This is a genomic window from Cohnella sp. GbtcB17 (genome assembly GCF_019091135.1).
GTDB lineage: Bacteria > Bacillota > Bacilli > Paenibacillales > Paenibacillaceae > Cohnella.
This window is the reverse complement of sequence record NZ_JAGXJW010000048.1, coordinates 18,607-30,929: the sequence shown is the minus strand read 5'-3', so window position 1 is coordinate 30,929 and position 12,323 is coordinate 18,607. Positions and strand designations below refer to the sequence as shown.

Genomic DNA, 12,323 nt, shown 5'->3' with positions numbered 1-12,323 from the left:
GGGGAGATATGAGTGTTCAGACATTTATATGACAAGCCCATTTCGATGAGAGGTTCCATTCTTGGCTTTCCCGAGCTGAACGAATTCGTAATGCTGCCTATCGATGATTCGGCGACGATTACTCCTTTTGCATATCTGCAGAGCAGCACGGAAGAAGAAGTCGGCTTTTTGGTCGCGGACCCCTTTCAGTTTTGCGCGGATTACGAATTTAAAATCGAAGAGCAGGACATACAGGATATAGAAGCAACTACGCCGGAGGAAGTGGTCGTGATGGCGATCGTGAGGATCGGGGATCCGTTTGATACCTCGACGATTAATTTAATGGCCCCATTGGTCATCAATGTAGATAAGCTGCTTGGCCGACAAGTGGTTTTATCCTCGGACAAGCCGTATACGACTAAAATGCCCATCGGATCTCCGGTCAAAGAAGGTGATCGCTGATGCTCGTTCTTTCGCGGAAAAAAGGGCAATCGATCTTGATCGGGGATGGCATTGAGATCGTCGTCGTGGCCGTCGAAGGGGATCAAGTGAAAATCGGCATCAATGCGCCTCCACAGATCAAAGTTTACCGGCAAGAGATTCTTGAGGCGATCAGGGAGAGCAATAAAGACGCGGTCGCTTCGCCGGGCGCGCTGCAAAAGCTGAAGAATTTGAACGCAGCATCGCTCGATAAATTTCGTAATCCGGAATCGTAAAAAAAATTGCCGACAGCTATAAAAAGCGGTCGATATCTGCCGATATATATTTTGAGAGCTCACACGGAAGTGAGCGGTCACCATCCAAGGAGGAGAACAAGCAATGATCATCAACCACAATCTTAATGCGATGAACGCTCATCGCAACCTGCAATCCAACAACCTCGCTCAAGGCAAGTCGAGCGAAAAGCTGTCTTCCGGCTTCAAGATCAACCGTGCAGCTGACGATGCAGCCGGCCTCTCGATCTCGGAAAAAATGCGTACGCAAATCCGCGCGCTGAACCAAGCTCAATCCAACGCGCAAGACGGCATCTCCCTCGTACAAACCGCTGAAGGCGCGATGAGCGAAGTTTCCGACATGCTTTCCCGCATGAAGGAACTGGCTGTCAAAGCTTCCAACGGCACGTACAACGCTTCCGACCTTGTTGCGATCAACGCTGAATTCAAGGCGCTCAGCACGGCGATCAACAACATCGCGAACCAAACGAACTTCAACGGCATCAAGGTACTGAACCAAACGACCGGCGTAACGATCCAGATCGGCGACGTAGGTGGCAACACGGTTACGGTATCGCTGCAAAACGTACAACTGTCCAACCTGCAAATCGCTGGCGCAGACCTGTCCAGCCTTGCTAACGCAAGCGCGGCTCTGGCTAAGATCGACACGGACATCGGTGCGGTCAACAAGGCTCGTTCGCAGTTCGGTGCTGTTCAGAACCAACTGGAGCACACCTTCAACAACCTGGGCGCTACGACCGAGAACCTGCAAGCTGCAGAATCCCGCGTACGCGATACCGACATGGCGAAGGAAATGATGGCTTACTCGAAGCTGAACATTCTGCAATCCGCTGCTACGTCCATGTTGGCTCAAGCCAACCAAGCGCCGCAAAGCGTACTGCAACTGCTCCGCTAATCATTACGCGAATCAAGAAAAGAGCTCATTACTACGTAATGAGCTCTTTTCCTTTAGAGGTGGAAAATGAAAATCAGCGTCTGCTTGATCGTGCGCAATGAGGAAGAAAATCTGGCGCGTGCGTTAAATAGTGTTCCTGCTTCCTATGAAATCATCGTAGCTGATACGGGGTCGACCGACCGAACGATGGAGATCGCGCGAACGTTAGGTGCTAAGGTGGTATCCATTCCGTGGTCGGATGACTTTGCTTCTGCCAGAAACGCCTCTGCCGCTGCGGCAACGGGGGATTACATTTTGGCGCTGGATGCGGACGAGCAATTGCCCGCGGATACGGAAGAACAAATTCGAATATTCGTAGCAGCCTATCCGAAGTCTGCAGGCTGCGTTCAAATTATAAACGTAATGGGCGAAGAGGTCAGCAAGCATCGCATGGTCCGGTTTTATCCGAACGATGGGAGCTTTGCTTTCCAGGGCTTCGTTCACGAGCATGTGTATTACGACGGCGCCCCGGCAAGTTTTGAAGACTTGCCTCTTATTATTGCTCATTATGGTTACGAGGCCGGGGAGTACGAGAAGAAGGACAAGGCTTCGCGATACATTCCTTTGTACGAAAAGCACTTGGCCGCGCACCCGGATGACGGTTATATGTTATATCAAACGGGCAAGCTCTATTACGGCATTAAAGATTGGGGCAAGGCAGAGCATTATTTGAGAGCCAGCGTTCAGTGCGGCCAAGTCGATCGCCTTTACTATCCTGTCATGCTTGTTATGCTTGGTTATTTGTTAAAGGAGCAAGGAAGATCCGGTGAGGCGGCAGCGTTGCTGAAGCCCGTACAACAGTCGTATCCCAGCTTTCCCGATTTGTTTTTCCTCCTGGGGCTGTTGGCGATGGACACCGGAGATTTCCAGGGGATTCCCGCCTATTTCTCAAAAGCATTGGAAATTGGCGAGACCGTCCAGTATACGTCGGTCGATGGCGTCGGATCGTACAAAGCTGCTTACAATCTAGGCGTATTCTACGAAGTGACCGGGCAAAGAGACCTTGCGAATCGCTACTATCGTTATGCAGGCGATTTAGGATACGCGCCGGCACTGGCTCGCCTGAATTAATCTTGGAAAGCTCTTCAAATTTAATTGATATGTAACGATAAATAAAGTATATAGTCACTCCGGGAGGTAGCGCGAATGGTTACCAGATTATCGGGCCTCAACTCGGGGCTGGATGTCGAGTCGCTCGTAACGGGCTTGATGAAGGCGGAGAAAATGCCGCTTGATTCCTTGAATCAAAAGAAGACGACCTTAACGTGGCAGACGGATTTATATCGGGAGATTAATACGAAGCTATCCGCATTAAGGAATAGCTTGGATAACATGCGGCTGTCGGGCGACTGGAAAATGAATTCGGCTACTTCCTCGAACGAAGCGGCAGTAACGGTTAAAGCGGACGGTACATCCAGCAAGATCAATCATTCGATTATCGTTAACGACCTGGCTTCGGGAGCGAGCGTTCAGAGCAGCGACAAAGTGACTTCCGATACGATGACGGGAACGGCATTAACGACGCCGCTCAAGATCACTGCGGGTTCCAACGACCAACTGAACGTCACCTTGGGGGGCGTAACGCGGACGCTTACGTTGACCGCCGGGGATTATGCCGATGCCGGCGCCGTGGCGACAGAACTGCAAAATCAAATAGATAACATGTTCGGGAAGTATAATGGCGGAACGAGAAAAATCGAAGTCAACGCTGTCGCGGGGTCTTTGCAGTTTAAGACGAATGCCGATCCGGATTTGACGAGTTCAACGGCGCCGACAGTGACGGTTTCGTCGGTTAACGGGCATGATGCAATAAAGGACTTAGGCTTTAAAAGCGGCCAGTCCAACCGTATAAATACGACGTCAGCGATCAGCACGCTTGGCGGGCTCGGGTTTTCCTCAAGCGGATCGTTTCTAGTCAACGGTCAGAAAATCTCTTATACCGGCGCCGACTCCATCAAGACGATCATGGACAAGGTCAACAACTCGAATGCCGGCGTGAACATGACTTACGATAGCGCGGCGGATAAGTTTACTTTTACGACCAAAGACACGGGAAGTGCCGCGATCGTTAATTTGCAGGAGTCCGTTCCTCCGGACGGGAACTTTTTGTCCACTGCGAAGCTGTCTACAGGCACGGTATCCGGCAAGGATGCCAGCGTGACGATCGACGGCGTTCAATCGTATCGAAGCAGCAATACATTCACGAGCGACGGCGTCACGTATACGATCAAGCAAAAGACGACCACGCCAGTCACGGCGAATGTCAATCAAGACGTCGATGCGATGGTCAATAAGATCAAAGACTTCGTTAAGATCTACAATGAATCGATTGATCTCATGAATACGCGAGTGAAGGAAGTCAAAAATCGCAGCTATAAGCCTTTGACCGACGATCAGAAGAAGGCAATGAGCGATACAGATATTGCCGCGTGGGAAAAGACGGCGAAGGTAGGCTTGCTGCACAACGACGGGATCGTCAAATCTACGATTTCCGGATTGCGTTCCTTTCTGACGTCATCCGTCGGTTCCGTATCCAACGCAAGTTATAATGCGCTATACAAGATTGGCATTACGACGATGCCCTATAGCAATTCGATGCCGCAAGATGCAGGAAAAATACAGTTGGACGAGGACGCATTAAAGAAGGCGATCTCGGAGGATCCTTCGGCCGTTACCGGGATTTTCTCCAATCAGCCGGATGGCATCGCGCAAAAAATGTACGATGAAGTGAACGGCCGCATTAAGGAGCTGTCGACCAAGGCGGGAGGCAGTACCACTGCAATCGACAATGTGACAACCGATCTGGGCGATAAAATTCACGATTTGAATCAAAAAATCGCGACGATGACGCTCAAGCTAGCCGACAAAGAGGATTACTACTACAAGATGTTCGCAGCTATGGACTCCGCCGTCGGGAAAAACAATTCTACGCTAACCTGGCTAAGCCAATTTTCAGGTTAATATCACCCGACAATAGGAGCGAACCGAGATGGACATTAAAAATTTGAGCGGCGCTGTTAATATCTCTTCATTTGAACTGACCGGGACGACAGGAACGGCCTCGGATTCTGCTAACGCAACGTCTGTCGCTGCTGCTGCTTCTGCAACGCCGAGCCGGGATTTGTTGCACAAGGAGAAGTACGAACTCAGCCTATCCGATCAAGCGATTAAAAAGGCGATCGAGAAGGCCAACAAGGCGATGGACGGCTATGAACGGCGATTCGAATACAGCGTCCACCAGAAGACAGGCGACCTGCTCATCAAGGTCGTTAACACGGAGACCAACGAAGTAATGCGGGAAATTCCAAACGAAAAACTGCTCGATCTCATGGATAAGCTTCAAGAACTAGCAGGCATAAACATCGATGAAAAGAGGTAAATACTTGCATGAATCAACAAGCGCAGGACACTTATCTTAGGATGCAAGTGAACACTGCCGCGCCTTGGGAATTGACGGCCATGCTGTACAATGGTTGCATTAAGTTTATGAAGCAAGCAAAGCAAGGCATTCAATCAAAAAATTACGAAAGTAAAAATATTAACATTCAAAAATCGATTGATATTTTGGATGAATTACTGTCCACTTTAAAGATGGAGTATGACGTGTCCAAGCAATTATTTTCGTTATACGAATATATGAAGAATCGACTCTTTCAGGCCAACATCCAGCTCAATGAAAGCTATATCCAAGAATGCATCGAACTGATGACCGATCTAAAGGACACCTGGATTCAATCGATGAAGCAGCTTCATACGCAATCCAAGGTTCAGGCGCAGTCATGAGTTCGAGCTACGCCGTCACCGAACAAGGCCTGCTGGCGCTTGTAAAAGTGAGCGAATCTATTTTAAGTTTGGATTTGGAGCAGGAGGGAGGCGTCGAGCGGCTTGCAGAACTGCAGGAGATGCAAGTTCAATTGCGGGCCCAGCTGGACGCTCCCTTGTCTTCCGGATTGAGCAAGGAACCGAGAATCCAGGAATTGATCGGCTCCTGTATGGCCCTTGCGAAGGAAGTCGATCGGAAGTTAAACATATTTAGAAACTATATTTCCGACCAGATGAACAGGATGCAGGATGGAGAAAAGTCGCGAACGACATATAGTCATGGTTATACGCAGGCGGAAGGCTATTTTATCGACTTTCGCAAATAAAGGATCAGGCGATTACGCCTGATCCTTTATTATGGTCTGAATGAGGGGAATCGACGCATACTGGGTATGCTTTTGCCGATAGAGGTCTCGCACTTTTTTGCGAAGCTCTTGATCCTGGCAGGCTTTGAAAAATGTAGGGTATGAGGTGGCGTCTTCGGGCGTCATCTCGATGGATTGAGCTAGAAATGCCGCGCCCTCTTCTTGATTCCCTTGATAGATGTAGAGAAAGCCGACGTTACGATAGCCGTTGTCTCCAAGCTGGTTTTGATCCAGAAGCAGGGAGTAATAATCCAAGGCCAACTCCACCTGGAACTGGCTGAAGAAATGATCGCCCATCCGGTTGGCGAGCGCATCGTTAAAAGCCGAATATCGCTGAATGAGCCAGTCGTAGCCCTCAAACCGGTTCATTTTAAACAAATCGACGAGTAGCTTAGTGACAAAGTCTTCATCAAACGGAATATTGTCCGTCGTTGCTTGCTCAGGCGCGAACAAGTACGCATGCATGTCGATAAGCGAGTTGTCGGACGACGCTTGAATATAAGTGCCATACTTAGCATCCTGCCAGACGATCGAAGCAAGGAACGACAGCTTGTGATCCATTGCGGGAATCTCAGGATCCTCTAATGACGCAAGAATGAGGTCGAATTCGGATGGTTGATCGGTGATCAGGGCATAGTAGAGCCGATGTTGAGCCGGGAGCGGGATATTCAACTTGTGACATTCGGCATGGTAGTGAACCGACAACTCCTTGTTCCCCAAAAGAAAGCTGACTTGCAGAAGCTGGAGAGATTGCTCCGGCGTTTTTTCATTATAAATCTTATCCAGAAACGCGATCACTTCGGATACCGGCTCTCTCTGCGTGAGCAGCCCAAGCAAGTGATAGAGAACAAGATAATCCGACTTGTGAAATTGAATCAACTTGGTCAGATAGTATACGGTCTGTTGGATATCGAGCCGCCGCGCATACAGGGCATGGAGATTCGAGTACGGGATCAAGTTCCCATAGTTCGCTGACATAAGCCAATACCTGCCGTCCTTTTGGGAAGGATGGCTCGCGATATCGATGCATTTCTCGAACAGCTGAATGGCTTCGTCGTAGAGACCGAGCTGCTGGCAGACCATCGCTTTAAAGCAGTAGTAGTCGACGAATTGCGGCCAGTTCTTCAGTCCTTGCTCGATATACTCCAGCGCTTCCTTCAGCCAATCGAGTTGGATGAGGCACGCGACCGCTTGGTGGTAGCAAAAGGGATAAAAGCTCTGCGTCTGTGCGCGCTTGGTCAGAGCCTTTTTGTAGTGCTGCAGGGCTTTCTTCGGATCGCCTTGCGCATTGTATTCGTTGCCCAGCGTGAAGTAGTCGTACTCTTCGAATTGCTTTTGCGCCTTCAGTTTTTCGAAGAGCTGGAGATTGCGATCTCCCTTTTTCTTCTCCGACCAGGTCTGCTGTGTGTATCCGGTATGGAAGATGATAAAAGGGTAGTTGGTGCCGGCCATCGGCTCCGAGCCGCTCATCACCTGTTCATGAATAGGGCGTTCGAAGCGCACCAGCGGATGATTCGCGAACAGGCGAACAGCCGTGGATTCGACGAATCTCCCTAATTCAACGTTGTGCGTAAAGTTGTAGACCGGAAGGGTAAATCCAATCGGTTTCGTGTGATCCTGGGTCGAAAGAAAGCGGCGAAGCTCTGCGCTTTTTTCCTTGTCCACATACTCGTCGGCGTCCAACACAAAGATCCATTTACCGTTCGCGCGACGTATGGCTTCGTTCTTAGCGGCCGAGAAATCATCGATCCAGACGAAGTCATGAACTTCATCCGTAAAGGAACGGGCGATCGCTTTGGTGCCGTCATCCGATCCGGTATCGATGACGATAATCTCGTCAGCAAGTCCCTTCACGCTTTCCAGACATCGGCGAAGCACCTTTTCTTCGTTTTTAACGATCATACACAAAGATATCAATTGATCCATAAAAGCCTCCTGGGCTTAGCCATGCGTTGTCTTCTATCATATCGGCTTGATGGAAGCGTATCGTTACAGGGTAAGAGCGGGAAAATCAACCAGGCCGGGGAAGTCGCCGGCAAGCTTATTGATAATGATTCCTCGGCGTTCGGGATCTTGAGTATGGCGCAGTCTGAGGATGCGCAAATCCACGCGTTCAGGCATCGCGTTCGACGCTTGCTCGATAAATGCCAAGCCCTCTTCGAGCTCATCCTGAGCCAAATACAGCCGGCCGACATTTTCATAGCCGCTTGGAGACAATGCGTCTCGCTGCAGCAGTAACGAGTAATAGTCCAGGGCCAGCTCGAATTGGCGATCTTCGAACAGCGCGTCTCCGAGGCGGTTGGCCAGACTCTCGAATAGGTCCGGATAAGCGTTGATCAAGGAATCGTAAAGGTCGAATTGCCCCTCTCGGAAATACTGCAGGCAAACCGCGGCGACAAGCTCGTCCGATTGTTCCGCCGGCATCGGGTACTGATCCCCGATCTGTTCCTTCCATTGAAACGAAGCTCTAAGCATCGAGATGGCCCAGGCGCGATCCTGTTCGTGCGAAGCGGATTGAAGGATAGCCGCTCCGAGTTCAAGTTGGTTCGTTAATAGTGCGTAGCGCAATCGAATGGATGGCGTCAGCGGGTCTTTTGCTTGAACGGATGTATGCCAATACTTTTCGGTCAACTCTTTAAGTCCAAGCGTGAGAAGCACGTCGAGAATCATGACCCGTTGATAGGGCTGCGGCTTCGGGTACAGCGACCGTAAAAAGGAATCAATGCGATCTACCGGTTCGGAAGCGGAAATAAACAGCTTCAGAAGCTGAAGGAGCACCGACAGCTGATCCGGGCTTGCATAACAAAGCTTTGTGAGACAGGAGACGGCTTGCGTGAGCTCGAAACGGCGCAGGTGCAGCGCTGCGGCCTGCTGAAGCGGCAGCGTCGTCCCAAAGTTCGGACTGATGAGATAGGCCTTTGATTTGTCCATACAGAGAGCTAGGGCCGACAGCGCTTCTTCATCCCAACCCAGAAGGGCTAGTGCGTATCCTTCCAGCCAGTAGAAGTCGCAGTGCTTCGGCCAAAGCGTCTGTCCGCGCTTAATTTGCTTCCAGGCATCCGTATATCGTTGCAGCTTAAGCAAGCAGGACACGCGATTGCCAATACAGAGAAGGAGCCATGGCTGTCTTGCCTCAGAGGGGCGATCCGCCTCTTCGTAATTACGCAAAGCCTCTTCATAACGATCCTGCGCAAAGTATTCATTTCCCAAAGTAAAGGCATCATAGCGCGTCCAACGGCCTTCGCTGCGAAGCCGAGAAAAAATAGCCTCGTTGCGAGCGGATTTATCTTTGTACGCAATGGTCTCCGTCGTATAACCGGTGTGATAGATCGGGAAATCGAACTCGACCAGACGAAGTTCGCCATCGCGCGACCGCAACTGCTCGTGAATCGCTCCTTCAAAACCCAAGCTGGGGTGACACGGGAATAGTCGTACCGCGCTGGACTGCGAGATCTTGCCCGAGCCTTCGCGATCGACATAGTTGTAAATAGGCAGAACAATACCAATTGGATTGGATGAATCGGCCTGTCTCAGAAAATCGAGCAGGGCTGGGACCGAAGCTGGCTCCACGTATTCGTCTGCGTCCAGCACGAGAATCCATTGTCCCGCAGCCTTGGAAAGCGAAAAGTTGCGTGCTTCGGCAAAGTCGTCCGTCCATGCGAATTCATAGATGCTGGCGTTGCGGGCTTCGGCGATGCGTTTGGTGTTGTCGGTAGATCCGGTATCCACGACGATGAGTTCGTCGATCCATCCGGACACGCTCGCAAGGCAGCGTTCCAGCACGAGGGCCTCGTTCCGGACGATCATGCACAATGTGATGAGTGGCTTCATGTTAACCCTCGACTATTCATGGGATGTATTGGTTAAAGGAAATTAGCGGCATACGGAGATAGGTATTAAAACGAACGCTTTCTAAGTATAACAAATAAAGCTGTATATATTGATATTCGTGTCGATAAATGTTGAATGATGAAGAGCTTGACTATTAAAATGAAAGTTAGATAAATATCGACTTGTTCTGGTTAAAGTTTACACTTGAGATTTATCTAAATTATGCAAGAGTTAAGCCGATATACTGTATAAGAACCTTTTGCAAACCACATTAGCCAAGCTCACTGAATATTGATATATAAGAATTGCCATGCAAGTACGCTGAAGGGCGATGATCTGCCACATGCAAAAGTATAGCCAACAGGAGATGTCTCAGGCAGAACTGCGGCAAATGCAATTGATTCAAGTCGAGCTGCTTGCCGAATTCGATGCATTGTGCAGGAAGCACGGATTGCGATACATTATTGCGTCAGGAACGCTATTGGGTGCGGTAAGACATGGCGCGTTTATCCCATGGGACGATGACATCGATGTGGAGATGCTGCGCAGCGATTACGACAAGCTCTGCCGAATCGACAAGCGAGAATTTGGAGCGAATACGTTTTTGCAAACCTACAAGACGGACAAGCATTACCCGTGGTTGTACGGCAAGCTGAGGCGCACAGGTACACAAGCCGTCCGTCTCGGACAAGAGCATATGAAAATGCATAGCGGCGTGTTCATTGACATTTTCCCGCGCGATGGCGTTCCGAATAACGGCGCGCTACGGGCAGCACGAGGGCTGGTTGCAACCGTGTGCCGGAAAATACTTTATTCTCGAGCGGCTTACAGATCTTCGACTACATTTATGGGGCGATTAGGCTGGAGCGTCGTTCGATTCATTCCGAAGCAGGTGGCGTTCGGAATGGCCAAGATTCTGTCGGTCGTATTTGCTGAACAACGTGCTGACCGTGTAGGCTGCATTGGCTATCACGGCAAAGCGGAGACGAATGGCTTTCGCAAAGATTGGTTTACTGAGCTTGTGACCTTGCCTTTCGAAGGCGGCATGTACTTCGCGCCAGCAGATTGGGATGGATATCTCAGATATGTGTATGGCGAAGGATACCAGACGCCTCCACCCCCAAATCGCCGAAGTGTCACCTCCCCGCTTTCTTTTTATAGTCTAGGACACAGAGGGTGAAGATGATGAAAGCAATCTTACTTGCGGCAGGACGCGGCACGCGTATATCACGGATGATTGAGGACGTGCCCAAATCGACGCTGCCCATTGCCGGGGTTCCATTGATCCGCCGAACGGCGCAGATGCTGCTCGGTTATGGATTCGAGCTCGTTGTATGCGTGGGATACCAGGCTAACAAAATATACAAGGCGCTTGAAGGGTTGCCTGTTCAATACTATACAAATCCGTTCTACGATGTGACCAATAGTATTGCCAGTCTCTGGTTTGCACGGGATCAGTTGCAGGGAGATGCCGTTGTACTGAATGCGGATGTTTATTTCTCCAAAGATATCTTGGATCTTGTGCTTAACGATAAGCGGGCGGTCAGCATGGCGATCGACAAGACACGCACGGAAGTAGGCGACTACTTCTTCTCGACGACGGACAACGGATGTATTGAAAAGTATGGGAAAGAGTTGCCGCTCGCTTCCAGAAGCTGTGAATATGTGGGCCTTGCAAAGATCGATAGCGGTTTCATGCCTGTTTTCACTGAACGACTGAAGGCGCTTGTAGAGAGTCATAGACACTCCCTGTGGTGGGAGAATGTACTGTATTCTTTTGCCGATACGAAGGAACAGAACATATATACCGTGGATGTGGAAGGGAAATTCTGGGCCGAGATCGATTACTTTGATGACTATGAACGAATTCTGAAGCACATTGAAAAGGAGGAACAAGTTCGTGTCACATCGGCATAGGGTTTACGGGGATCATATCAACATCAAGACTGAAAATACACGCAGTTTTTATAACGAAAGAGCAAAAGCGATTGAAAGCATGGCGAATCCGTATGTTGCGGTATTGCTGGGCGACCAGAATCCCACGCATGCGGAACAATGGAATCGCTTCGAGAAGGATTTTGTTCTGCCGCAGCTGCGAATCACGCCAACGAGTAGCGTGCTCGACATCGGTTGTGGCATCGGCAGATGGGCGGAATCGATCATTCCGGCTGCCGGCTATTATTGCGGAACCGACTTCTCCTCAGAGATGGTAGAAGCCGCCCGAAAACGCAACAGCTACGCGGATTGCGACTATGATTTTCATTGCTTGTCCTTTCAGGAGACGGTGTGCAAGCCTGCGGAATTTTATAAAAAGGGATTCAACCGACTTATCGTAGGCGGCGTCTGCATGTATATTAACGATGAGGAGTTGCCGGGCTGCTACGATGGTGTATTAAAGCTATTAGACGAACATTGCATCGTTTATTTCACCGAAACGGTCGCGGTTGAGAAGCGGTTAACGCTGGACGAGTGTCCGTCCGAAGCGCTGAAAACGAACTACGATGTGATTTATCGAACACCGAAGGAATACAAGGAATATTACAAAGTGTTTACTGATGCGGGATTTGTAATAAAAGAGCAGAAATATTTGCCGCATCTTAATAGTGAGAAGCAATTTATTGAAACAGACCGATGGTACACGATTATGGAAAGGTAAAC

Annotated in this window: 13 protein-coding genes; 11 read left to right on the top strand and 2 right to left on the bottom strand. The window is 49.8% G+C overall.

Going from position 1 to position 12,323, the window contains the following annotated elements; all coding sequences use genetic code 11:
* Nucleotides 1-12: 12 nt before the first annotated feature.
* The 8 genes from fliW (at nucleotide 13) to KVT38_RS23755 (ending at nucleotide 5,795) form a co-directional block, all read left to right on the top strand.
* Nucleotides 13-441, top strand: coding sequence for a flagellar assembly protein FliW (gene fliW, locus KVT38_RS23790; protein WP_217596238.1), 429 nt, complete (start codon nucleotides 13-15; stop codon nucleotides 439-441).
* Nucleotides 441-695 carry a carbon storage regulator CsrA gene (csrA, locus tag KVT38_RS23785; protein WP_217596237.1) on the top strand — a complete coding sequence of 85 codons (255 nt, stop codon included), beginning with the start codon at nucleotides 441-443 and terminating at the stop codon, nucleotides 693-695. The genes fliW and csrA overlap by 1 nt, the downstream gene beginning before the upstream one ends.
* Before the next feature lie 103 nt (nucleotides 696-798).
* A complete protein-coding gene (locus KVT38_RS23780) occupies nucleotides 799-1,608 on the top strand; it encodes a flagellin N-terminal helical domain-containing protein (protein ID WP_217596236.1) in 810 nt (269 codons plus the stop codon).
* 66 nt (nucleotides 1,609-1,674) lie between these two features.
* Nucleotides 1,675-2,718, top strand: coding sequence for a glycosyltransferase (locus KVT38_RS23775; protein ID WP_217596235.1), 1,044 nt, complete (start codon nucleotides 1,675-1,677; stop codon nucleotides 2,716-2,718).
* A 75-nt stretch (nucleotides 2,719-2,793) separates the two neighbouring features.
* Complete coding sequence (gene fliD / locus KVT38_RS23770) at nucleotides 2,794-4,608, top strand: flagellar filament capping protein FliD (RefSeq protein WP_217596234.1); 1,815 nt, start codon at nucleotides 2,794-2,796, stop codon at nucleotides 4,606-4,608.
* A gap of 28 nt (nucleotides 4,609-4,636) precedes the next feature.
* Nucleotides 4,637-5,026 (top strand): flagellar protein FlaG, encoded by a 390-nt coding sequence (locus tag KVT38_RS23765; protein ID WP_217596233.1) that lies wholly within the window; start codon nucleotides 4,637-4,639, stop codon nucleotides 5,024-5,026.
* Nucleotides 5,027-5,034: 8 nt separating this feature from the next.
* Nucleotides 5,035-5,430 carry a flagellar export chaperone FliS gene (fliS, locus tag KVT38_RS23760; RefSeq protein WP_217596232.1) on the top strand — a complete coding sequence of 132 codons (396 nt, stop codon included), beginning with the start codon at nucleotides 5,035-5,037 and terminating at the stop codon, nucleotides 5,428-5,430.
* Nucleotides 5,427-5,795 carry a hypothetical protein gene (locus KVT38_RS23755; RefSeq protein WP_217596231.1) on the top strand — a complete coding sequence of 123 codons (369 nt, stop codon included), beginning with the start codon at nucleotides 5,427-5,429 and terminating at the stop codon, nucleotides 5,793-5,795. The genes fliS and KVT38_RS23755 overlap by 4 nt, the downstream gene beginning before the upstream one ends.
* 12 nt (nucleotides 5,796-5,807) lie before the next feature.
* Here KVT38_RS23755 and KVT38_RS23750 read toward each other — a convergent pair whose 3' ends face one another.
* Together KVT38_RS23750 and KVT38_RS23745 are read right to left on the bottom strand one after the other, a co-directional pair.
* Entirely contained in the window at nucleotides 5,808-7,760 is a 1,953-nt protein-coding gene (locus tag KVT38_RS23750; protein ID WP_217596230.1) for a glycosyltransferase, read from the bottom strand.
* A gap of 63 nt (nucleotides 7,761-7,823) precedes the next feature.
* Complete coding sequence (locus KVT38_RS23745; protein ID WP_217596229.1) at nucleotides 7,824-9,665, bottom strand: glycosyltransferase family 2 protein; 1,842 nt, start codon at nucleotides 9,663-9,665, stop codon at nucleotides 7,824-7,826.
* 343 nt (nucleotides 9,666-10,008) lie between these two features.
* Between KVT38_RS23745 and KVT38_RS23740 the strand changes: the two genes are divergently transcribed.
* From KVT38_RS23740 to KVT38_RS23730, 3 genes are read left to right on the top strand one after another with little or no spacing between them, the layout of a single operon-like run.
* Complete coding sequence (locus KVT38_RS23740) at nucleotides 10,009-10,845, top strand: LicD family protein (protein ID WP_217596228.1); 837 nt, start codon at nucleotides 10,009-10,011, stop codon at nucleotides 10,843-10,845.
* 2 nt (nucleotides 10,846-10,847) lie between these two features.
* Nucleotides 10,848-11,582, top strand: coding sequence for a phosphocholine cytidylyltransferase family protein (locus KVT38_RS23735; protein WP_254639501.1), 735 nt, complete (start codon nucleotides 10,848-10,850; stop codon nucleotides 11,580-11,582).
* Nucleotides 11,566-12,321 carry a class I SAM-dependent methyltransferase gene (locus KVT38_RS23730; protein WP_217596227.1) on the top strand — a complete coding sequence of 252 codons (756 nt, stop codon included), beginning with the start codon at nucleotides 11,566-11,568 and terminating at the stop codon, nucleotides 12,319-12,321. Before KVT38_RS23735 ends, KVT38_RS23730 begins: the two co-directional genes overlap by 17 nt.
* Nucleotides 12,322-12,323: the final 2 nt, after the last annotated feature.

Coding starts and splice junctions, on each gene's coding strand:
- csrA (WP_217596237.1), top strand. CDS start 441: ATGCTCGTTCTTTCGCGGAAAAAAGGGCAATCGATCTTGATCGGGGAT.
- KVT38_RS23745 (WP_217596229.1), bottom strand. CDS start 9,665: ATGAAGCCACTCATCACATTGTGCATGATCGTCCGGAACGAGGCCCTC.
- KVT38_RS23755 (WP_217596231.1), top strand. CDS start 5,427: ATGAGTTCGAGCTACGCCGTCACCGAACAAGGCCTGCTGGCGCTTGTA.
- KVT38_RS23750 (WP_217596230.1), bottom strand. CDS start 7,760: ATGGATCAATTGATATCTTTGTGTATGATCGTTAAAAACGAAGAAAAG.
- fliD (WP_217596234.1), top strand. CDS start 2,794: ATGGTTACCAGATTATCGGGCCTCAACTCGGGGCTGGATGTCGAGTCG.
- KVT38_RS23780 (WP_217596236.1), top strand. CDS start 799: ATGATCATCAACCACAATCTTAATGCGATGAACGCTCATCGCAACCTG.
- KVT38_RS23735 (WP_254639501.1), top strand. CDS start 10,848: ATGATGAAAGCAATCTTACTTGCGGCAGGACGCGGCACGCGTATATCA.
- KVT38_RS23740 (WP_217596228.1), top strand. CDS start 10,009: ATGCAAAAGTATAGCCAACAGGAGATGTCTCAGGCAGAACTGCGGCAA.
- fliS (WP_217596232.1), top strand. CDS start 5,035: ATGAATCAACAAGCGCAGGACACTTATCTTAGGATGCAAGTGAACACT.
- KVT38_RS23775 (WP_217596235.1), top strand. CDS start 1,675: ATGAAAATCAGCGTCTGCTTGATCGTGCGCAATGAGGAAGAAAATCTG.
- KVT38_RS23765 (WP_217596233.1), top strand. CDS start 4,637: ATGGACATTAAAAATTTGAGCGGCGCTGTTAATATCTCTTCATTTGAA.